Source organism: Labrenzia sp. ATLA3, assembly GCF_057180185.1.
The window spans coordinates 1-20,789 of record NZ_JBXUKV010000008.1 but is presented as its reverse complement, the minus strand read 5'-3'; the positions used below and the strand labels follow the sequence as shown (position 1 = coordinate 20,789).

Below are 20,789 nucleotides of genomic sequence, written 5' to 3'. Positions count from 1 at the left end.
TTCGGTTTGAAGTAAATCGAGCAGGTCTGCCCTATGTACTAGGGAGAAATGCCTACACGATATCCGATTGTTTCGCGTATTTTTTCTTTTATTCAAATGACGCAATCCGGAGACACCGTTAAACCGCAATTGAGGCGCTCACTCACTCTGGTGAAGAGCCTCTAATCAGCAGTCATTTTTCTGTCTGGCGAGCGCCAGTTGGCTGCTGTCGCGAAGGTCAAACTCACCTTAGGGCAACTTCCGCTCAAAACCAAAAACCACTTCGTGCCTCTGTCTAACCCGACATGCATGTTCCTTCATTGGAGAGAGTGTTAAAGGCACGGCCATTGTGAAGAAATCCGAACGTCTTCTGGAGCGTTCTCCCGATCCGCCATCAGTCTTTGGACCATGCATGGCTGGCTCGTCGGTGGTGAATCCCATGATGGTTGGTGAGCTTCCCGTTGCCAACGTTGCTCCGTTCGGCAGTTGCTGGCCGGTGCCTGATGGTGCCCCTCCCGCCGCACATCCGAAAGTGATGCGAAACCGGTTGCCGGATCCCTTTGATTTCACGGTGCGGGCACTCGCAACTTGGGATGACGAGGGCGGCAGACCAAGTTTGGACTCGATGCACAGTGAGTATGGGAAGCGGATCGAAGTCGACGGCTCCTGGACGATCTACCACGTCTTTACCGGAGGGCCGGCAACAATTGACGGCGATCTGATGCAGGGCATGAATGCAAGAAATGCGCTGGACCAGATGACGAAGAACAATTCGGACAATTCCAGTCGGCGCGCGGCACGGCCACAGATTTTGAAGGCGCGGTTCTTGGCGGCCTGGTGGGTTCGATTGACCAAATACTTCTAATTGGGCGTCTTCTTTGTACCTGTCTAATCAGGCCTTCGTCGTACGAACCTGAACCAGCTCAGTCAGCTCTTCGCGGTCGGAGACATTCGGCAGGGATGCTTGTCCGCGTAGATGAACCTGGTGTCCGCAAACCGGCTGTCCACGGCCTAATCTATCCCTGGTAGATTTGGTATTTGTTCCGCCAGGTAGTCGGCAAGCAATCTAACGCGGGAGATGCCGCGTCGTTCGGGAACGATGAGCATACTGACGGGGACCGGCTGCAATCCGTACTCCGGAAACAGGATTTCCAGTTCTCCTGTTTTCAGCAGGTCGTCGACCAGCCATTGATGTGCGGGGGCAATGCCCCGGCCTGCGGCCAGAGCCTCGCGCGCGGCCAGCCCGTTGTCGACGCGAAACGAGCCCGTGAGGTCCACCCTGCTGCGGTCCCCATTTTGACCGGTCAGCTCCAGGGTTTCGCTGCCGGCAACGTTTGTCATGCGAATGGCTTGATATCCGGAGATATCTTGAATGTTCAAAGGTCGCGCGACTGTTGCCAGATAGGAAGGCGCGGCGACCAGAATACGCTTGGACATACCCAGTGCATGAAGCTTCATTGAACTGTCGCTCAGGGGCCCAAGACGGATCGCTATATCAATCCCTTCCTTGACCAGATTGATACGCTCGTCTGTCAGGCTCAGGTCGATCCCGATCGAAGAATATTGATCCTGAAAAGCAAAGAGCAGCCGGCTGACATGCAAAACACCCAGGGCAGTCGTACAGGAAATTCGAATGTTGCCTGCCGCAGCACTCCGGTCGTTTCGAGCTTCATCGGTCGCCTGCTCCACCAGGCGTAGAACATTGAGGCAGGCCGCATAGAAACCTTGCCCTTCATCCGTCAATGCAACGCGGCGTGTCGTGCGCGTCAGCAACGGCACTCCCACGGCCTCTTCAAGCTCTTTGATCTGGCGGGTGACTGTTGACTGCCCCACACCAACCTCGCGGGCAACGGCGGAGAAACTGCCCCGTTCCGCAAGTCGGACGAATGTTTGCATCCGATCGATGCTGATGTTCAATCTATCCATATTACGGAATAGTATTATGCATTTAGCCGCTATGGCGCAATTAATTCGGCCTGATTATTTGTCAACGCGTGAGACCTTCAAGGAGCCGGTGAGCCCATGGCCTTTTGCGTGGCACCAGCTGCGATATCCGGCAACAATCAGGAAAAAATCCAGATGACTTCAGAAAACAGCCCGCTAATTGTGATTGCCGGCGCAACCAGCAAACAAGGCCGTAGTGCGGCAAGCAGCCTGCTGAAATCCAACCGTTTCCGCGTGCGCGCATTAACCCGCCGCGGTGACACACCGGAGGCCTTGGCGCTGGCAAAGTTGGGCGCCGAAATTGTCACGGTTCCGCTCGAACCAGGTCAAAAAAGGCAATTCGTTTCCGCATTCGAAGGCGCTGACGGCGCTTTTCTCATGACACCTCCCATTGCTCCGCCACAGACGCACGAGACGCAACTCGGCATTGAGCTGGCCGATGCCGCGGTCGAGGCCGGGGTGGGACACGTCGTGTTCAGCACGCTTGAGAATGCCGACAAGCGCTCGAGCGGGCGGAAATACGTCCCGCATTTTACCGACAAGGCGCGGGTGGCGGATCACATCCGCAGCCTGCCAATATCCCACACCTTCATTATTCTGAGTTTTTTCTACACCAACCTGCTTGAATACTATACGCCGCGCATGGAAGGCGGCACGCTGGTATTGCCAATCTATTTGCCCGAAGACTTTCGAGCGCCTTTCGTCGATCCCTTGACCGCTACCGGTCCTGCCGTCCTCGAAATTTTCTCAAATCCTGGAACGTACAATCACAGAACATTGCCGATCGTCGGCGACGTTATTTCCCCGCGAGAGATGATCCAGACGTTCCGGCGTGTTACGGGGCTGAAGGCCGAATATCGCAATGCCTATACGCGCGGCGGTCTGTTGCAATATTTTCCCGAATTCGCAGCCAATGAACTGCATGTGCAAGAGTTGCTTGGGATGGTGGAATATGCCGTGGACTATGGCTACTTCAGCAAGGAACGTGATCTTGAATGGAGCCGTCGCATAGACACAAATTCACTCAACTGGGAACAATTCCTGCGTAAAACGGGATGGCGCGGAGAAGCACGTTCTTTCGCGCTTGATGCCCGGTAGCTGCAGCCGGGCAGCCCCGCTCGAGGGCCTCAGACCGGCACTTCCGACGTCGCCTTCACGGTTGAGACAACGATAGATGTCCGGAACTTGCGGACGTTCTTGTCGGCAAAGAAGAAACGGTGGGTGAAGGCCTCGTAGTCGGCGATATCCCGGGCCATCACGATGAGGATGAAATCGGCCTCTCCGGCAATACAGTAGAAGTGGGTGACCTGGCGATCTTCACGCGCTTTGCGCTTGAAGGCGTCGATCTGGTCGAGGCGGTCGCGCTCCAGTTCAACAGCCACGATGGCCGTGATGCCGAGGCCGACCTGTCCGGGATCGAGTATCGCGACCTCCCGCTGGATCGCTCCTGTCTCCCTTAACGCTCGCACCCGGCGCTGGACCGAGGCCGTTGAGAGGCCGGCCGTCTCGGCAAGGGACTGGATCGAGGTTTTGGCGTTCTTCTGGAGCTGATCGAGAAGTTTTCTGTCTGAGGCATCCATGATGTCTTTCCTTTAGTTCAAGCAGTCTTCTGATCTTTTTGTATCATTGATCGGCCATATCGTGTGTCGTGTGCATCAGATGGACTCGTCTAAGGTGCGAAGCATGACACATGGTATGAAAGTTGGGGCCTTCGCCATTTTGCCCCTGGCGCTTGGAGCCGCCGTCTACGGTTTCGCGTTTGGCCTTCTGGCTGCGCAGGTTGGTTTCCCGTGGTGGGGCGTTGGCTTGATGAGCGCCTCCGTCCACGCCGGATCTTCGCAGATCGTTGCCGTAGAACAGTTTGCGTCGACGGGTGCCGTCCTGGGCGCGGTCTTCGCCGGGGCTGCCTTGAACCTCCGCTATGTCGGCATCGTCGCGTCCCTCTCGGAAGTGCTCAACGGACTTTCGCTTTGGAAGAAGCTGGTCGCTATCCACGTGACCGGGGACGAGAACTGGGCTCTGACAATGGCCGAGCGCGCAAAGTCGCCCGATGTCGGAGCCAAATTCCTTCTGGGGTCCGGAATGGTGATGATCTCGGTCTGGACCACTTCGACCGCACTCGGGGCGGTGATCGGAGCTGTCCTGCCGAACCTCGAACGCTTTGGTCTGGGCTTCGCTTTCACCGCGGCCTTCATCGCCATGGCGCGGGGGCTCTGGCGGGGACGGTCTCAGGCGCTTGCCTGGTCTGTGGCGGCAGGGGCAACGATTGCGGTTGTCTCGCTTGGCGCACCCAAGGCTTACGGGATCGTTGCGGGCGCGATTTGCGGGTTGGTGGCCATCTACCTGGTGCGCCGCGCGAAGGAGGCAATCACATGAGCGGGGCACTTTGGGCCGTAACCGGTCTGTTGGCCCTGGCGGCTTTCCTGGTCCGGGTCGCGGGGTTGATTGCAGGCGAGCGCATCCGGGCGTCCCGTCAGGCCTGGATCCTGGATGATGTGCCGGGATTGATCGTCGTCAGTCTGGTCGCCTCGTCGCTGACCGGACAACCACTGCCGACCTGGATTGCAGCCGGTGTGGCACTTGGCATCGCAATCATGACAAACCACGTGATCGCGACCATGGCGTTGGGCGTGGTTGCCTTTGCCGGCCTAAGGTGGCTGGGGGTGTAAAGGGGTATTTCATTCAGTGCGCAGGCAAGCACGCTGACGCTTTCAAGGACCCTGAATTAACCTGGCGGCCGTCAGACGACAGAACGCTCCGCAATGCGCCTCCCAAACGCTCGCTCAGCGGCTTACGGGACGGTCCGCCAAGCGCTTCCGCGGCTGAGGTTTCCTGTCTTCAGCAGCATGAACTTTGCTGCCATTGGCGGAACGTCTCTGTCAGCCGGCAGGCATCGAAATGCCTGCCGATCAGAGCTGTTCGATCACCGCGTCACAGATCGTGCCTTTCGCCCCAAACTCAGTCGCCGCCGACCAGGCCCGTTCCGGCGAAGAGCATCATCCAGACTTTCATCCGCATGATCAGCGCCTTTTCCAGCGCCCAGGCCTGGATGACACCGCCCATGAAGGTGCCCTGGAGCGAGCCGGAAATCCGGGTCGTATAGGCCTGGACAAGGCATCTGGTACCATCGACAAGCAGAGCATTCTGTTCCGGATATTCAAGCCGGACATGCACGACCAGATCGCCTGGGCCGCGCCGGTCCGATGGCTGCATCAGGGTGCCGGTCGGACCGAGCTGACCGGTCGCGATAGCGTCCTGGATGCGGACGATGCGCGCTGCCAGAACCGTGTCCTTCATGCCGTTGTTGATGTTGCTTTCGCAGGCAACCTCCGCCGGCATGCCGACATGCAGAACCGCGCTGTTGGTCTGGCTGAAGCCGGCGACAATCTCGATCGGATCGCTCTTGTTGCGATCCGGAACGATCACCATCGCCGGGTTGACGGAGAACTGCGCGGCGCGGGCGCCGACGTTCAAGGTAAGCTGCTCGATCCGCCCGGAGACAGACGAGTAGACCTTGGTCTCACTGAGAGTGACCTTGGCTTGATCAAGCGCGGCTTCTGCGGACTTCAACTGTGCAGGCAACACCTGGCTGAGCTGTACCTGCAGCGCCTCCAGCTTGGAGTCGGCGGCATTCACATTGGCGGCGGCCTGTTCCTGCGCAGCCTTTGCGTTCTCATACCTGTTCAACGTGTAAGCGGGCGACTTCCTGTCCTTCAGGTCCTGCTGTTCCGTCATGGTCAGGTTTGCCTTGTCGAGAGCCGCTTTGGTCCGGGCAAGATCAGCGCCTGCTTCCTTGATCTGCGCCTTGATGACATCAATCTGGCTGTTGACTTCGCCCACCGTGGCCTGAGCGGTGGCGACTGCCGCCTTTTCACTGCTGTCGTCCACCGTGAAGAGGAGATCGCCAACCTTGACGTTCTCACCGGCCTTGACGGACACCTCGGTGACCGTGCCGCCGCGTTCGGTGACAACCGGAACGACGCGAAAAGGGATCAGCGCATTGGTTGTGTCGGGATGATAATATTCTACCGTGAAGATCAGCGCGACGAACAGCACGATCCAGACGAACAGCGCACGGTGGACGTTGTAGAGCGTCACGGCGCGGCCCCGCCAGCGCAAATAGGCAATACGCAGCAACAGCGGAAAGCAGGTAATAAGGAGCTCGATCATGCGTTGGCTCCTTTTGTCTCGTCGACCGCCTGAAGATCCGCGACCGGTTGTTCATCCGGGGCAACTGTCTCATTGGCAGGTGGTGTGTCATCGACGGCAGCTGTTTCCACCACCGGCGCGAGTTCGTCCTCAGCCGCTTCCGGCTTCAGCCATAGAACAACGTCATAAGCGAAGGCGGCAATGATCAGTGTCATCGGCAACAGAAGGCTGACGTCCCGCAAGGGTGGCACCAGGTCATAGGCAAGGCCGACCACCAGCATGGTCGGGATCGTTGTGCGTAGCGGGGTCGTAGATCCCCTGTGTTCCGCGTAACGGTCGAAAACGGCGTAGAGGTAAATCACCAGAAACAATAGAAACAGCAGGGTAATCAGTCCCGCTGTGGCAAAGCTGTCGCTGGTGCCGGGCGCGACCCAGGAATCTGGTGGCGGATCCAACGTCTGCCCTGTCGTTGCCGTTGTGCTCATGAATGTCCCCCTGTCGGACGCCCCATGACGCGGCGTCGCAGACACCATAATGACCGGACCAACGCCCGATTGAAACTGTAAATTGTTGCCCCAATTGAAGACACGCCACGCCGATAGCGCCCGGTCTTGTCGGGACACACGCTTTTCTGGGGTGAGGCATCGACCTGATTGACACGCGGTTTGACGTGTTTCCCTCGCGCGGCTCAATTTCGCTTTCATGTCAGCTGGTTAAGCGGCCAACGGGGTTCCCTGTCAGTCGCGGTGCTTCGGAACTGAATGAGAATCATGAGCAGGCAGAGAACTGACATTCGCCGGGTGTCGTTAGCCTCCTGAAAGCGAACATGGCGGGTTACGGGCTTTCAACGTCGGCGTTGCCGCCGTAGCCATCAGCATGCCGGTTCCAGGGGTCAGTTATCCGGTAGAAACTTTTTCATGGAGACGGTGTTGTTGCTTCGGGACACCTCAACCCACCCCAGGTGCTGATATAATCGGACATTGTCAGGCATATCGACGTGTGTGTTTAGACGCATTTCGCCATATCCCTGCCGCTTGGCCTCGCTTACTGAAAGCTCGATCAGTCGTCGCCCCAAACCCTTACTGGCGTGGTCGGGACGGACCGCGAGGTTCGCCAGTTTCAAAAAACCATCACCGGCGACAAGAACGAGACCAGCAACAACATCATCGCCGTGCACGGCAACCCAGACCTGATTGACGGCAATGTCTTCCGCACACCCCTCGGAAACCGGGGGCAAATCGGAGATGCGATCAGAATATTGGGCATATGCCGCGTCGATGCAGGCTGCCAGGGCGGTGGCATCCGCCGCTTGAGCGGGGCGGATGACCAGATCTCGGGGTATCAAAACGTTACGTCCATCGGGTTCGTGTCAGGGGCCAACACTCGTAACTCAATACTCAAGGGTGTTGAAGCGGACTTTGGCGGCGTCGCAGAAGGCTGGAAGATTGAGTTCGAAGGTCTGCTGGCACGGATCGTCGCGGTGGCCGGCAGGCAGCACATGCCGGTGCGCGTACTTCCCTAACGAGAAGCCCTGTCGAATGGTCTGTGCCGAAGACCCGTCCAGCATTTTCTTCGGGATCCAAGTCCGTAGTTACGAGTTGACCTGTTGGGGTGGCGCCTGTGCCTGACCGCTTTTGAACAGCTTTCATGATGTGCGGGGCGCGTCCCTTGTGATGGTGTCGAAAAACCCCCACCTGCACGACGACATTGAAACAAATTGGAATACCTCATGACTCAAACCGACACCGAAAACCGCAAGTACGTACTGGTCGAACGTCCCAAGGGCGCTCCCGACGGCAACACCTTGCGGCTGGAAACTGCAGAGGTGCCGAGCCCGGGTCCTGGCCAGATGCTCTTGCGCAACGAATATCTGTCGCTCGATCCCTACATGCGCGGCCGGATGAGCGATGCGCCCTCCTATGCTGCACCCGTCGAGATTGGCGCGGTGATGGTGGGCGGCACCGTGGCACAGGTCGTGTCATCGGACGTGGCCGGCTTCGACAAGGACGACTGGGTCGTGGCCTTCGGCGGCTGGCAGGACTACGTCCTGTCCGATGGCTCCGGCGTGATCAACATGGGCAAGTCGCCGGAAAATCCCTCATGGGCGCTTGGCGTTCTCGGCATGCCGGGGCTGACGGCGTGGTCGGGTTTGACCCAGATCGGGCAGCCGAAAGAGGGCGAAACCCTCGTCGTCGCCGGGGCCAGTGGTCCGGTGGGCGCAACGGTTGGACAGATCGGCAAGATCCTGGGCTTGCGCGTCGTCGGTATCGCAGGCGGTCCAGAGAAGTGCCGCCATGTCGTGGATACCCTCGGCTTCGACGATTGCATCGACTACAAGGCCGACGGTTTCCCCAAGGCGCTTGAAACTGCTGTCCCCGATGGCATCGATATCTATTTCGAAAACGTCGGCGGCGCGGTTTTCGATGCGGTCTTGCCCCTGCTCAACACCTCCGCACGGATCCCGGTGTGCGGGCTGATCTCGCAATATAACGCGACCTCGCTGCCGGATGGCCCCGACCGGATGAACCTGCTTCTGGGCACGATCCTGCGCAAGCGGATGACCATGCGCGGCTTTATCGTTTTCGATGACTTCGGTCACCTATACCCCGAGTTCGCCAGGCAGATGGGCGACTGGGTCAGGCAGGGAAAGATCAAATACCGCGAAGAAATGATCGCCGGGCTGGAAAAGGCACCCGAAGCGTTCATTGGCCTGCTGAACGGCGAGGCTTTCGGCAAACGCGTCATCAAGCTGAGCGCATAAGCTTTCTGAAAATCAAAGGAATGATCCGATGAAAATTCTCATGGTGCTAACATCGCACGATCAACTGGGTGACACTGGCAACAAGACGGGGTTCTGGCTCGAAGAATTCGCCGCGCCCTATTACGTCTTCAAGGATGCCGGGGCCGACATCACCCTGGCTTCGCCGAAGGGTGGACAGCCGCCACTGGACCCGTCCAGCGACAGCGACGATGCCCAGACCGACGCCACCAGACGGTTCAAGGCAGACGAAGCCGCACAGAAGGATCTCGCCAACACCAAGGTCCTCTCGACCGTCTCGGCCGAGGGCTATGATGCGATCTTCTTTCCCGGCGGACATGGACCCTTGTGGGACCTCGCCGAAGACAAGGACAGCATCGCTCTGATCGCAGCATTCGCTTCAAGCGACCGTCCCGTCGGCGCTGTCTGCCACGCGCCGGCCGTGTTCAAGCACGCCAAGGGCACGGACGGCAAGCCGCTGGTGTCGGGCAAGACGGTGACCGGTTTCACCAACACCGAGGAAGAGGGTGTCGGCCTGACCAACGTCGTGCCGTTCCTGGTTGAGGACATGCTGAAATCGAACGGTGGCGATTACAGGAAGGGCGACGATTGGGCCTCCTTCGTGGTCACCGACGGCAAGCTGGTAACCGGGCAGAACCCCGCGTCATCAGGAGAGGCCGCTCACAAGCTGCTCGCCCTGCTGTGACCTGACTGAACGGGGTGGCTGTAACGGTCGCCCCGTTCATCTGAAATCAGAATGAACGGGAGTGCCGAAGGAATATCCTTGTTGCCGCTGTCACCGGCAAGGTGGGCTTTTACCTGAGTTCTGAATCCAACCTGCACCCGGCTGGAGAAGTTAGGCTTTCCCGTGGATCGGGTGTGCCCAGGTTCCCTAGGAGATGAACGGCCACATCAGAATTCGAGCGCCAGAAGGTCGGAAGGGGCATAAATGTTCTGGTGATATAACGGCTTCTCGTCGCTTAGCCTGGTGCGGGCCTGGATGAAGAAAACCGGTGTATCAGGCACCAGATCGAACATGGCTGCATCGCGCAGGGACAGCTGCATTGTCGCGACAGTGGTTCTAAGCCGCTGAGCGCGTTTGCCTAGCAACGCCTCCAGGTGGGTGCGCACGTTGACGCCTTCCAGCTCGCTCAGTTCGATATTGTCGATATTGATCAATCCCGCAGGCAAATACATCTCGGCACCCACGTTGATGCCGTCGCCCGACATCCTGCGCCGGATGACCGTATAGGGGCCATCTCCCAGGTGTTCCGACCAAACCCCGGTTTCATTCGTTCGCAGCACTTCCACCCGAGTGGAGGTAACGCGGAAATGCTTGCCGGTCGCCGCGACACGAAAGCGGAAGTGCCAGACGTTGGGGCCGATAGGTTCGCCATCCGCCACCCGCGTTCCGTCGCCACGCCGGCGCACGATCAGGCCAAGGTCCTGCAACTGGCCAAGCGCGCTCTGCACCGTGCCAGGAGCAAGGGACAGACGCTGGGCGATTTCCGCTTCTGGCGGAAGCCGGTCACCAGGCCTCACGACACCGTCACGGATTGCGGAAATCAACGCCAGCCGCAATGCGCTGCGCTTGGTCTCACGCGGGTTACGGCTATGCTCCTCGGCAAGCTTTTGCTGCAGCAGGTCACATAGATCCAGCGACGCGGTCTTCAGTTCCCGAATACCGGTATTGCTCATGCTGTCGATGCTTTCTTCCTGCTGCCTCGCCAAATGGCCCGCGCTACGATCATAATCGTAAGCAACAGGAAGATACCAGCTACCGGACTTGCCAGAATCGATAGCCCATCCACTTGATAAAGCAGCAGCGACTGGCGCAGGGACGTCTCGAACATCTCGCCGAGCAGAAAGCCGATCACCGTGCAGACCACGGAAATGCCGACGCGTGTAAACAAAATGCCCATGCCGGCAAAGGCAAGCATCACGCCCACATCCCACAGGGATTGCGACGGCAGATATATTCCGAATATACAAAGCATCAGCACCGGTGGAAGAATGATCCGCCGCGGCACGCGGGCGAATTGAATCCAAAGCGACAGTCCCGCCCGCCCGATCAAGAGGTGAAGCAGGTTGGCGACAATCATCGAGGCGAAAAGTCCATAGATCAGCTCTCCATGCATTTGCAGCATGAAGGGACCGGGCACGACCCCGTGCATCATCAAGGCCCCAATCAGCAGAGCCGCTGCGATGTTTCCGGGGATGCCGAGGGCGATCGTTGGAAACATCGCAGCGGCACCAATGTGGTCACGCTCTGGCGCGGGTACACCGATGCAGATCTGGGCAGCCGGCTCCGCCTGATGTGGTCTGGAGCCGAATACCGGGGCCGCGGGCGCAACACCCGCTGGCAGGGCCGTGTTCAGGTCTCGGATGGCCAGATTGCTCGGTTTGCGCCGGTCAACCGCCTGAACCCGGAGCAACCGCTGCATCAGGTCGGTTCCAATAGCGCGATCTTCAACACGATCACGACCGGCAACCGTATGGGCTGCGACATGTGGCTGGCAGGTGATGCGCCGGATGTGCGTTTGACAACCAACCATGGCGACCTGTCTCTGGCTCCGGCAACCATGAACGTGGACTCCGTGGTGATGGAAGCCGGAGGCCTCGCCCGCAAGCTGGTTGCCCAACGACTGCCCGATGAGCCGCTGGACCGCAGCGCCTCTTTCGAAGCTGAGGTGGATATAGCCGCCAAAGGCGACACTCCGATCTGGATCTGCGTCAACCTGGAAGATGGCAACCAGGCCTGGACGACACCAATCTACCTGCACCGGGACGAACCGGCCCCAACGTGACGACGGGCGCCGGAAGGCCCTCAGCCATCACCTGGACATTTGCGTCGACCGTGCGATGGCATCAGCGCCCGGTCAAGAGGCCCAAAAGCAAGGTACTTCACCCGGCCAGAACACAACGCCGCAGAAGTCCCGTCGGTCAAAGTGTCCCCGTAGTCGAAGTTCGCCAGATTTGCCATCGCAGGGATCGCAAGCGACCAGGAAAGAACGGCGAGCAGAGCCAGGGATTCAAGGAACTGTCCTGTGAAGTGGGCACGCTCTGGAAGGCTACTGCGATCTGTTGCTGGAGTGCAGAGGCGCCCTGAGAGATGCGGCGACAGCAGGAAAGGAACTCCGAAGGCGTCTAGAAAACGCGGGGCTATTCAGTCGCCGTCAAATTTAAAATCGTAAATGTCCTGAAGCTTTCCATCCGGCCTTTCTACCGCAAGATCGGGGAAAATCTCATAGACATTCCCCTTGAATACGCCGAATTGATCGTCGATCATCTTGTAAATATCGTAGACTGTACTTGCGAGATCATAGATGTCATAAGCCGTTGAGAGAACATTGAGGACGGGGACAAATTTCATTCAGGCCGGCGTAACTTTTTCGTCGCCTTACGTCCGATCGCAGTGTGAGCTTCGCGCATTATTCCATCTCAAGTCGGCGCAAGATATCGTTTAAGCTTATCAGCAGTGGCGGCGGCCCGCCCTGCGATTTTACTGTGAAATGGCACCAAACGTTGTTGTGCTACGCGTCCGACCGCCGCGTTTGCGCGACGCCATTTCCGCAGCCTTTTTTACAGGTGTTACATGCGCGAACCATTAGGTTTCTTTTGCCTCGTTCGATATCTCTATGAGATCTTTCTCTTCAAACGTTAGAAACCCCGGTTTAAATAAAATCAGTCTTGGCCAAGTAAATCCAGCTGTCTTACTCTTGAAAATCGGTGGTTTTCCCTTCGGGCTGTACTCCATCACAAATCCAATCATCTCCAAGTTTAAGAAAGTAAGGAGGACACTGTTGTGATGCCAGAAAACTGCACCAGCAGCTCGCCCCAGCACGGAATAGACACGCTGCGGATCATCTTTGAAAATCGAAACATTTTCGAATCTGAAGTCGATAGTTTCGGATTCGCCAATACCTATTTGGGTAAGTAAACCACCTTCGAACGAGCATTCTGGAGCATCAAGATCGCGAAACTCGTTTCGAACCACCCTGCCGTCGGGAAGTGTTTCTTCCGTTGTCTCGTCCAAAGGCCCCATAATACCTTCAAACTTGGCAACTTCAGCATGTGTCATGCCGAATTCCAGTGGACCCACACCCTTCCCCGGTTGAACAGTCCAAACTTCGCTCATTCAAAATTTCCTTGCCGTATTTGTAGCGCGCTTATGCGCGGTAGCCACGAAGCGTTTGCAATCGCCACCCATGCGTTCTCGATAACTGGAAAACGTCAGCAGCAAATGACGAAGCACACCGACCCTACGCCTGGATTCGATGCGCTCCATAACGGCTCCGTCGAGCCGTACCATGCCAGGGGTTGGCACCGGGGGCGCATCTGGCGGAGATAGAAACTCGTATCCATCTTCCAACGACCAAACGACGTTTCAGCGATGGCATCAACGGCGCCTTCGAGCCGACTGTACGTCTGTTCATAGGCAGTGAAATTCACGAGTTGCACCATTCAATTTTGATGTAGGAAAATCAAATGATGTCCCGGCCAGGGTAGCGTGCTTTCAATTCTTCTTCTGTTCCAAGTTCTTTGATGAAAGCCGTAAAATTGGGGGCAACGTAACCGATATTGTTCCAACCATATCCTGGCGTACCAAATGTTTGATGTTCAATTTCATTGATAAAGTGGATGTTCCCATATGTTTCAGGTCGCAAGTCTATTAGGATCGTTGCGTAGTCGTCGCTAGTTAATGGTAGCAATTCTTTAGGAACCCGTGGACCTACGTTATCTCTGAAGCGATCAGCATTATATAGACTTTCCGCATCCTGAATTGTCAGTGCTGCCCATGGGACAATTGTAAAGGTATAACAAATCGCTTTTTTCTCAGGAAAGTCACAGGGGAAATAATTTGCCCCTATTCTTGGAACCGCGCCGATTGTAGAATAATTACGCAAAAAATCTTTATAATCCTCTGGTAATGACGCGCCGCAGATTTTTTCAATTTCTAATATTTCTTCATCCGAACTTGGTTGAAAGTAGTCTGGCCCAGCTTCTCGCCTCACTTTCCACATTTCATATACTTTTGAATTAAGTTTCTCTAAGTCCATAATGCGGCTCGTCCTTAGAATAGATCTGTTTTTTGGATGGACCTAAATCCACTGTGCGCGACACTTTCGTGTACTGTTTTGTCGATAAACGCAACGCGACCATCCTCCATGTGATGCAGAATGGTGTTGGGAGGTTTACCTGCAGGAAATGCGTCAGGGTGCTCTCTAAATAACGCAGTTTCATTGGCACTCACGCGCCCTGTCGGGTTCTCTAGGTGGAATGCATCTCCCTTCTGGTAGGGGCTAAAATCAGGATATCCGCCAACATTTTCCAGTTGTCACGGCTCTGTCGAACGTAGGCTTGTCTGCCTTCTCCACAAGCATAAAGGCGTGGTCCGATTTGCTTGATTTTCGTCAGGCGACCATAACCTCTGGCGTCGTCACTCCAACTACCGGCCCCCTTGACCTTCTCCTGAAAATTTTCCTGCCAGTAAGTATGATAGACGTCTCCTTCCGAGGACATCAGAACAAAATAGCCGTCAGGTGTCGGGTGTTCGTCACTATGAAAGACTGTCATTGATTGGGTGTGGAATTGAAAATCCGCATAAGTCCAGTTTTGCGGCGGCGTGTCATTGCGATCATAGCGATAGAAGCGGCCGTCTGGATCGAAAGCCTCGGCGGTATCTCGAACAGCAACGAGCGCAAGCGTCAGATCGGAGAGTGCGCAGGCACGCGTCAATTCAATAGGCAATTTCGTTTTCATGGTTTGACGTTAGCTCCCGCGACGGCGCCTGTTTTTTAAGCGGACACCAAAGATGTGCCAGATCGTGCGAGACACTGAAGTGTACTTGCGATGACGCGATAGAATTCCGCATCCATGAACGAGCTAACTCCGTGCGCCTTTATTAAGTTGTGATAGCTGGGCGGGAGTGTGATGCCTAAGAGGCGCTCAACTTCTGCTGTATAGCTTTCCAGCGTTGGCCCAAAAAAGGACTAAGTCGTCAGAATTAGACCGAGTAATTTTTGGAGCAAAAGCATAAATTCTCAGAGCAGAAATCAAAATTTCAGAAATGTTATGAAATTAGATGTCTATTTTTGATTGTAAAAAGTCTAAATATTTTCCTTCTTCTTGTTCAAATATTTCTAAGCCAGCTCCCATATACGCGCGAAGCAATTCATCGGTAGCACGTTGCTCCTTGCCAATTTCCAACGCGGATTGCCCTAGGCGCAAATGAATATATGGATTTCCTAGCGCGTCTGGCCCTTTCAATGCCTGCTGAAAAGAGTCGTAGCAGCTATCCCAATTTTGATTGAAAAAATAGGCATCGCCCATTGCACAATAGAGCCAGGTCCATGCTTCCCAATCTTCTTTAGGAGGGGGCAGTAGTGTTACCGCTTCCCTGTACTTCTCAACCGCTTGAATGTGCTCGCCGATATCGGAAAACGCGTCTCCTTCAGCAGAAAGTGTCTGGATTTTTGCATAAAGCCCTTCGGAAAGTGTGTTCATTATTTCAACCTAAAAGCCGCAAAGTCTGACCACCCGAATTTTAATTGAAGTGTGTTCACTTGAATAGTCTCGTATGATTGTTTTTTGGTGTTGTATTACCCAAAATTTGGGCGTGGAAAAGGAAAACAAATTGAATATTGTTTAACAATTTGAAATTTTATTTGATAATTATTTGAATTATTCATTGGATGCAGATTTTCTATTTTTATAGAAGTCTAAGTATTTCTTCTGATCGCCTTTGAAACCTTCAGGTCCATAAATTTCATGTATTCGATCGAATATGTAATAAGCACGGTCTAGATCACCAAGGTCGAACATTGCTTCTCCCTCCAGCATGAGAATAAGATGGTCTTCATGATTTGGATCGTCGTACATTTGTGCGGTTATTTCTATCCATTTTTTAACATTTTCCATGTCTCTAAGAATGACAAAATCTTCAACGAAGCCACGAGATAGACTTTGCGGATAGTAGTCCCAAGCATTTTTCGGCTCTGGGATCAGATCCCACGCGCTCATTGCGGTGTTTAGAGAGCTTTTAATATCTCCCTTTTGATAATGTTGCCCCGATTCTGACAGAATTAGGTCAATTTTATTTCTAATGTCTTCAGGTAGTATTTCTTTTCTTTCCATATTTTCCTCATTTCGTTGGCGGGAGATATCTTGATGGGGTTGTTGCACCTCGTGCAGAATTCCAAGGTCCCCATTCAAAGCGATAATTGTTAGGATCTAGAATCCATTTTCTTACTTCTGGAGATTTGACGCCCTTCCGCGTTCCCGGCGCATCGCCTTGAACGCAGGTCGTGCTGGAGCACAGCACCATCGCCTTCTTGCCCGTGAAGCGCACGGATGGCGTATAGCCCTGGTCGTCGCCGCAATAGTCGACGATCTGATAAGGGATCGGTACAACCGAATTGCCGACCGGCGTCAGGCAGAATCCTATACGCCTGTCTCGATCAAAAATGCCGCGTCGGTATCCATGCTGCATTGGGCAACCACGGTGGCGCCGGACTGCAGGGCCGCTTGGGGAATGTCGATGCGCGCGAGAGGGTCGTCGGCAACAAGCGCAAAACGGCAACCGTTTGCGCGCGTGGAAAGCGCCTTGCGGAGCCGGCGTGCGGGCTGGGGACATCTGAGGCCGCGCGCATCAATGATATCGCCGTCCTCGATCTCGAACCGCTGCCTCACAAGCACGATCACGTCGCAAGGAGCAAACAGGTCGTTGAGATCTTCCGGGAAGGTTGTGCCTGGCATCAATCGAACCGCCTGATCCAGCTGAGCGTTACTGCCGCGTTTTTGTTTCTAAACGGCGCTTTCAGCACGTTGTATTTATACCCTTCAAACCTGATCGGCTTGATGATGCGGGCAATTGTAAAATAGCCTTCCGGAATGCCGCTCATATCGGGGTTTCCGAGCGCGGGCATTTCTGACGCCCGAACTAGAATGCCGCCATCAAATGGCAACACAGCCATTTCAGGGGTCAACTTGTCCCGGATCGACTTAACGCCACCAAGCGCCTCGACATTGTCATTACCCAGAATGGTGAGCCAGTTCGAGGAACGCGGCCATATGTAGCCCTCGTTTTCCTCGCTTTCGACGAAATAGTCACCCATAGCGTCATATTCCAGCGCCGGGTATTGCATTAGCCAAGGGTAGTAGTAGGGGCCTCCCATCACTTCTCTTCCGGGCACAGACAAGGTTCCTAGGCCGCAGGAGCCGTGAACAGCACCAAGGCGTTCGCTCCACATTCGAACCAGATCCGTGAGCTCATCCAGGTTCGCAAATACAAAAGAGGGAGGAATGTGTGCTTTCAAGCCGGAAAGACGATTGCGGAAGTTATTTCTTTCTTGCCCGAATGCCATGAATTTCCAGAGAGAAGGGTCATCACTCTCCTTCTCGTTTTCTTGTCCCTGAACATTGACATAGAAAAGTTCATCTTCTTCCAGTTTTTCGAAACTCATATAGGCTTCAGGTATACCGCTCCCCTTGTAGCGCCGCATCGATGACTCATCATCTACCTGATAATATTCGATATCTCGTTCGAACCGGTCAAAATACTCTTGAAGGCAGAGCATCAGGGCTTGCCGTTTTTCCTTGCGCCACCCCTCCAGAAAATAGATCGACAGAAGAATCCCAACACGGGATACGATCAGCTTGGTTCTCGGCAAGCGTAAGATCCCCTGCTGTTCTATGTCTTCGGCGTTGAGCGTGAGATCAACCGGTATATCCATCGCCACAGGCATCAATCGAACCGCCTGATCCAGCTGAGCGTTACTGCCGCGTTTTTGTTTCTAAACGGCGCTTTCAGGACGTTGTATTTATAGCCTTCAAACCTGATCGGCTTGATGATACGGGCAATTGTGAAATAGCCTTCCGGAATACCGCTCATGTCGGGATTTCCGAGCGTAGGCATCTCCGATGCCCGGACAAGGATGCCACCGTCGAATGGCAGCAGATCCATCCCGGGAGAGAGTTTGCCTTTGATTGCTGCCGTACCGCCGAGCGCCTCGACATTGGCCTCGCCGAGAATTGTCAGCCAGTTCGAAGAGCGCGGCCATTTATAGCCTTCATCATATTGGCTTTCACTGAAATAGTCACCCATAGCGTCATATTCCAACGCCGGGTATTGCATCAGCCATGGGTAGTAGTAGGCCCCTCCCATTGTCTCACGACCCGGCACAGACAAGGTTCCTAGACCGCAGGATCCATGAATGGCGCCAAGGCCTTCACTCCATTGCCCGATCAGCTCAGCAAACCTGCTCGGATCGGAAAAGACGAAGCTTGGCGGGAAATGGACTTTAAGCGCGGAAAGCGGTCGACGAATGTCTGTTTTGTCAAAGCCAAAGCCCATTGCCATCCAAAGGCTTGGGTCGTCATACTCCTTCGGCGGTGTTTTCCCTTTGATGAAGAAAAACAACTTCTGGCTCTCGTCCAAATCCGCATAGTTCCGGTACGGCCCGGGAAGCCCGCCGCCCTTATAGCGGCGCATACTTCTCTCATTGCCGACTTGATAGTATTCAATGTCTTTTTCGAAGAATTCGATATAGTACTGAAGGCACCGCATGAGCCCCTGGCGCTTGTCTTTGCGCCAGCCCTCCAGGAAGTAGATCGACAGCAAGACGCCTACACGGGATGCAATTAACTGGCTTTTGGGCTTACGTAGAATTCCACGTTGTTCTATATCGCTTGCATCGAGTTTCAGATCGTCGGGTATCGCTAGAACTTCAGGCATGTTGCTTCATCTGCCGGATCATATGGCGTCGAACTCTCAAGACTTGCCTCAGTCCCAAGAATTTTGAATTTGCTGCAATCGCTAAAGTCATCAATATCGAATTGGTAAGATCATTCTTCCGGGCAAAGCCCTTATTATAAGCCAATTCTTCCGACCATTATTCTATGTTATTGTGGCCCCACCTGCCTTACAGGCACCACATTACCGACGCCGCCTTCGCCTTCCTTGGGTGGAATATAATCATAAAGGGTGGGGGGCTCCATGGAGGCCAGGAAGACCAAATGCTCTACCAGAGGCTGTTTCTGTAAATAGGCGACGGTATTTCGTCCACCCATGCTCAATGCAGGAACGAAGCCGTAGATTTCACCCCATTTGAGCGCTCCAACACGTTCCAGAGCCTGCGGCATCATGTCTTGGTAGTTCTCGTCTTCCCAAACGTCTAAATCAGGAGATACACGACCAGACAAACGACCGCCTATAATCATTTCATCGGTATCATACCTTTGATGTTCTTCATCAAATGCGCGCGGTTCAATCCTAACTTTGTTTCGTGGGAGGCTTAAACGAATTTGCCCATTACCGTCCCAAATATCTATTTCCCCAAAAGCAGTGTAACCAAAGGCAAACATTTTATTTGGATCTATTTCCGGGTCGCCTAGAAACACATAATCAATAATAGGTTTTACCATCTTTGGGTCACACAGCCAGTACTGTCCGTTGGTCCAACTACACCAACCATGACTTGACCAGAATTCCAAAAGGCAATCCGGCAATTTGCCTTTGTAGGCTTCAATCTCAGACGGGTCTGGATGACGAATATCATCCGGTGAATAGGCCTTCAGAATTTCTGCAAACCAATCGATTTCAAATAGGTTGTAATTGGATTTTTCAGCCATTCTTACCGCTCCGTGATTGGCTTGCCGGGCTCGTCAGGCACACTTTCGCACAAACGCAAGTCCACTTGCACACTCGGGCAATTGTTCATAGCTTGCCTTTCTGCGTGTTTTGTGAGTCGGGACGCGCGAGTATTCCCGTTCCGATTTGGATTGATCCATTGACTTCCCATGGAACTATTTTCCGCCAATCCCCCAATACGGTCTTCTATTGGCAAATTTGGATCTACGACTGATTTGTACCCTCCTCCTGCTACCATGTCGGGATTATGCAGGGCGGCCGAAGAAGAAAGATATTTCTTCATTTCTTCTTGCCACATTATCGGGCCATATTTTTGTTGAAATGCTCTTTGAACTCGCTCAGTTTGTTTGAACTCTTCTCTTGCTAGCTCTTGAAACGGTGTTGAAAGTGCCCGCATACCTACTGGATTAGCTTGATATGCTGCACGATTAGTAAGCATTTCCTGAGGGGTCATTCTGTTCAACCCGTCTTCCTGTAACTCCATCTGCCGCTCGAATTCCTTCAAGTCGATTGTCGACTTTCTGGGCATGAAACAGATGGTTAGCAAACGGCATCTGCGGTCTTCATCCTCATCGACCCGAACATTCGAATCCATCGGTCCGGGAACGGGCAAAGGCTTCGGGTCTTCGTCGGGATCTGGATCTTGGCTTTGCAGCAACTCTGCGAGTTAGCGCTGGCTTTGATATTGATGCATCTGTCGATAGAAGTCATCGCGAACGAACCCTTGCGGAACACCGTCCTTCAGATCTCGAACCGCTCTGTCAAATAACTCGAATTCTTCTGCATCGAAGTTCTTTACGCCACCATAGCGTTCGGCTTCCCGCTCCATATAACTGAGTGGATCGCTCCAGGCTCGTTGGTTTTCTTCTTGTCCTAATCTATAGCCTTCATAAATAACCGCTCCCCAAATACCAAAGCGACGCAAAAGCACTCCGCCCAAAGCTTCGCCACCAGCAGCCGGAGCCGCCCGCTTGGCGGATTGCTGCATCAATTCCCGCAGCATCTGCTGTGCTTCTGGACTTGATGTGTCGAAAGCAAGCTGAATAGGTTTGCTGAGTGCCAAAGACCCCGGCACCGGATCGTTATCTTCCGGTGCCTGGTAGGTGGCGGTATCCCTGACGAAAATCGCCTCGCCGACGGTATTCTTGCAATTCATATGGAAGCGGTCGAGGTGGCGGATGACGTTGGAGCCTTCTGCCCGGACTTCCGGTGCATGACCGATGGGTTCGCAGATATCCTCCACCGTGCCGGATTTGACGCCTTTCCGTGTTCCCGGCGCATCGCCGTGCACGCAGGTCGTGCTGGAGC

The 20,789-nt window shown here is 54.5% G+C and carries 28 protein-coding genes; 8 read left to right on the top strand and 20 right to left on the bottom strand.

Annotation, left to right across the window (positions count from 1 at the left end; genetic code table 11):
* Window positions 1-328: 328 nt before the first annotated feature.
* Window positions 329-844, top strand: a complete 516-nt coding sequence (locus AC2A6O_RS21640) for a hypothetical protein (protein ID WP_498930216.1) — start codon at window positions 329-331, stop codon at window positions 842-844.
* A 146-nt stretch (window positions 845-990) separates the two neighbouring features.
* Here the strand turns inward: AC2A6O_RS21640 and AC2A6O_RS21635 are convergent, their stop codons facing one another.
* Complete coding sequence (locus tag AC2A6O_RS21635) at window positions 991-1,905, bottom strand: LysR family transcriptional regulator (protein ID WP_498930214.1); 915 nt, start codon at window positions 1,903-1,905, stop codon at window positions 991-993.
* Window positions 1,906-2,058: 153 nt separating this feature from the next.
* Between AC2A6O_RS21635 and AC2A6O_RS21630 the strand changes: the two genes are divergently transcribed.
* Entirely contained in the window at window positions 2,059-3,021 is a 963-nt protein-coding gene (locus AC2A6O_RS21630) for an NmrA/HSCARG family protein (protein ID WP_498930835.1), read from the top strand.
* Window positions 3,022-3,050: 29 nt separating this feature from the next.
* Here the strand turns inward: AC2A6O_RS21630 and AC2A6O_RS21625 are convergent, their stop codons facing one another.
* Window positions 3,051-3,503: an Lrp/AsnC family transcriptional regulator gene (locus tag AC2A6O_RS21625; protein WP_498930212.1), complete on the bottom strand. Its 453-nt coding sequence runs from the start codon at window positions 3,501-3,503 to the stop codon at window positions 3,051-3,053.
* Window positions 3,504-3,606: 103 nt separating this feature from the next.
* Here AC2A6O_RS21625 and AC2A6O_RS21620 point away from each other — a divergent pair, with 103 nt between their 5' ends.
* Window positions 3,607-4,299, top strand: coding sequence for an AzlC family ABC transporter permease (locus tag AC2A6O_RS21620; RefSeq protein WP_498930210.1), 693 nt, complete (start codon window positions 3,607-3,609; stop codon window positions 4,297-4,299).
* Window positions 4,296-4,592, top strand: a complete 297-nt coding sequence (locus tag AC2A6O_RS21615) for an AzlD domain-containing protein (RefSeq protein WP_498930209.1) — start codon at window positions 4,296-4,298, stop codon at window positions 4,590-4,592. Before AC2A6O_RS21620 ends, AC2A6O_RS21615 begins: the two co-directional genes overlap by 4 nt.
* 289 nt (window positions 4,593-4,881) lie before the next feature.
* Here the strand turns inward: AC2A6O_RS21615 and AC2A6O_RS21610 are convergent, their stop codons facing one another.
* The 3 genes from AC2A6O_RS21610 to AC2A6O_RS21600 form a co-directional block, all read right to left on the bottom strand.
* Window positions 4,882-6,093: an HlyD family secretion protein gene (locus AC2A6O_RS21610; RefSeq protein ID WP_498930207.1), complete on the bottom strand. Its 1,212-nt coding sequence runs from the start codon at window positions 6,091-6,093 to the stop codon at window positions 4,882-4,884.
* Complete coding sequence (locus AC2A6O_RS21605; RefSeq protein WP_498930205.1) at window positions 6,090-6,557, bottom strand: hypothetical protein; 468 nt, start codon at window positions 6,555-6,557, stop codon at window positions 6,090-6,092. Before AC2A6O_RS21605 ends, AC2A6O_RS21610 begins: the two co-directional genes overlap by 4 nt.
* A gap of 407 nt (window positions 6,558-6,964) precedes the next feature.
* Complete coding sequence (locus AC2A6O_RS21600; RefSeq protein WP_498930833.1) at window positions 6,965-7,249, bottom strand: GNAT family N-acetyltransferase; 285 nt, start codon at window positions 7,247-7,249, stop codon at window positions 6,965-6,967.
* Here AC2A6O_RS21600 and AC2A6O_RS21595 point away from each other — a divergent pair.
* From AC2A6O_RS21595 to AC2A6O_RS21585, 3 genes are all read left to right on the top strand, one after another.
* On the top strand, window positions 7,160-7,594 hold the full coding sequence (locus tag AC2A6O_RS21595; protein ID WP_498930863.1) for a hypothetical protein: 435 nt from the start codon (window positions 7,160-7,162) through the stop codon (window positions 7,592-7,594). The two genes, AC2A6O_RS21600 and AC2A6O_RS21595, sit on opposite strands and share 90 nt — an antisense overlap.
* 207 nt (window positions 7,595-7,801) lie before the next feature.
* Window positions 7,802-8,833, top strand: coding sequence for an NADPH-dependent curcumin/dihydrocurcumin reductase (gene curA, locus AC2A6O_RS21590; RefSeq protein WP_498930203.1), 1,032 nt, complete (start codon window positions 7,802-7,804; stop codon window positions 8,831-8,833).
* Between the two features lie 28 nt (window positions 8,834-8,861).
* Window positions 8,862-9,536, top strand: a complete 675-nt coding sequence (locus AC2A6O_RS21585; RefSeq protein WP_498930201.1) for a type 1 glutamine amidotransferase domain-containing protein — start codon at window positions 8,862-8,864, stop codon at window positions 9,534-9,536.
* Window positions 9,537-9,742: 206 nt separating this feature from the next.
* Here the strand turns inward: AC2A6O_RS21585 and AC2A6O_RS21580 are convergent, their stop codons facing one another.
* Entirely contained in the window at window positions 9,743-10,528 is a 786-nt protein-coding gene (locus AC2A6O_RS21580) for a GntR family transcriptional regulator (RefSeq protein WP_498930199.1), read from the bottom strand.
* The gene (locus tag AC2A6O_RS21575; protein ID WP_498930197.1) at window positions 10,525-11,073 is read right to left on the bottom strand and encodes a tripartite tricarboxylate transporter permease; all 549 of its coding nucleotides are present in this window, start codon (window positions 11,071-11,073) and stop codon (window positions 10,525-10,527) included. Before AC2A6O_RS21575 ends, AC2A6O_RS21580 begins: the two co-directional genes overlap by 4 nt.
* A 15-nt stretch (window positions 11,074-11,088) precedes the next feature.
* Here AC2A6O_RS21575 and AC2A6O_RS21570 point away from each other — a divergent pair, with 15 nt between their 5' ends.
* The gene (locus tag AC2A6O_RS21570; protein ID WP_498930195.1) at window positions 11,089-11,637 is read left to right on the top strand and encodes a hypothetical protein; all 549 of its coding nucleotides are present in this window, start codon (window positions 11,089-11,091) and stop codon (window positions 11,635-11,637) included.
* 359 nt (window positions 11,638-11,996) lie between these two features.
* Here AC2A6O_RS21570 and AC2A6O_RS21565 read toward each other — a convergent pair whose 3' ends face one another.
* From AC2A6O_RS21565 to AC2A6O_RS21505, 13 genes are all read right to left on the bottom strand, one after another.
* On the bottom strand, window positions 11,997-12,119 hold the full coding sequence (locus AC2A6O_RS21565) for a hypothetical protein (RefSeq protein WP_498930193.1): 123 nt from the start codon (window positions 12,117-12,119) through the stop codon (window positions 11,997-11,999).
* A 318-nt stretch (window positions 12,120-12,437) separates the two neighbouring features.
* A complete protein-coding gene (locus AC2A6O_RS21560; RefSeq protein ID WP_498930191.1) occupies window positions 12,438-12,968 on the bottom strand; it encodes a hypothetical protein in 531 nt (176 codons plus the stop codon).
* Between the two features lie 346 nt (window positions 12,969-13,314).
* A complete protein-coding gene (locus AC2A6O_RS21555; protein ID WP_498930189.1) occupies window positions 13,315-13,890 on the bottom strand; it encodes an SMI1/KNR4 family protein in 576 nt (191 codons plus the stop codon).
* Between the two features lie 211 nt (window positions 13,891-14,101).
* Window positions 14,102-14,593, bottom strand: coding sequence for a hypothetical protein (locus AC2A6O_RS21550; RefSeq protein ID WP_498930188.1), 492 nt, complete (start codon window positions 14,591-14,593; stop codon window positions 14,102-14,104).
* A gap of 318 nt (window positions 14,594-14,911) precedes the next feature.
* Complete coding sequence (locus AC2A6O_RS21545; protein WP_498930186.1) at window positions 14,912-15,337, bottom strand: tetratricopeptide repeat protein; 426 nt, start codon at window positions 15,335-15,337, stop codon at window positions 14,912-14,914.
* Window positions 15,338-15,514: 177 nt separating this feature from the next.
* On the bottom strand, window positions 15,515-15,967 hold the full coding sequence (locus AC2A6O_RS21540) for a hypothetical protein (protein WP_498930184.1): 453 nt from the start codon (window positions 15,965-15,967) through the stop codon (window positions 15,515-15,517).
* A gap of 7 nt (window positions 15,968-15,974) precedes the next feature.
* The gene (locus tag AC2A6O_RS21535) at window positions 15,975-16,322 is read right to left on the bottom strand and encodes a PAAR-like domain-containing protein (RefSeq protein ID WP_498930182.1); all 348 of its coding nucleotides are present in this window, start codon (window positions 16,320-16,322) and stop codon (window positions 15,975-15,977) included.
* Window positions 16,274-16,588 (bottom strand): sulfurtransferase TusA family protein, encoded by a 315-nt coding sequence (locus tag AC2A6O_RS21530; RefSeq protein ID WP_498930180.1) that lies wholly within the window; start codon window positions 16,586-16,588, stop codon window positions 16,274-16,276. The genes AC2A6O_RS21535 and AC2A6O_RS21530 overlap by 49 nt, the downstream gene beginning before the upstream one ends.
* Window positions 16,588-17,577, bottom strand: a complete 990-nt coding sequence (locus tag AC2A6O_RS21525) for a type VI immunity family protein (protein WP_498930178.1) — start codon at window positions 17,575-17,577, stop codon at window positions 16,588-16,590. The genes AC2A6O_RS21530 and AC2A6O_RS21525 overlap by 1 nt, the downstream gene beginning before the upstream one ends.
* On the bottom strand, window positions 17,577-18,566 hold the full coding sequence (locus AC2A6O_RS21520; RefSeq protein ID WP_498930176.1) for a type VI immunity family protein: 990 nt from the start codon (window positions 18,564-18,566) through the stop codon (window positions 17,577-17,579). Before AC2A6O_RS21520 ends, AC2A6O_RS21525 begins: the two co-directional genes overlap by 1 nt.
* Before the next feature lie 167 nt (window positions 18,567-18,733).
* Complete coding sequence (locus AC2A6O_RS21515) at window positions 18,734-19,462, bottom strand: GAD-like domain-containing protein (protein ID WP_498930174.1); 729 nt, start codon at window positions 19,460-19,462, stop codon at window positions 18,734-18,736.
* Window positions 19,463-19,464: 2 nt separating this feature from the next.
* Complete coding sequence (locus tag AC2A6O_RS21510) at window positions 19,465-20,010, bottom strand: polymorphic toxin type 15 domain-containing protein (protein WP_498930831.1); 546 nt, start codon at window positions 20,008-20,010, stop codon at window positions 19,465-19,467.
* A gap of 138 nt (window positions 20,011-20,148) precedes the next feature.
* On the bottom strand, window positions 20,149-20,789 hold a 641-nt coding region (locus AC2A6O_RS21505), incomplete at its 5' end, for a PAAR-like domain-containing protein (protein ID WP_498930172.1).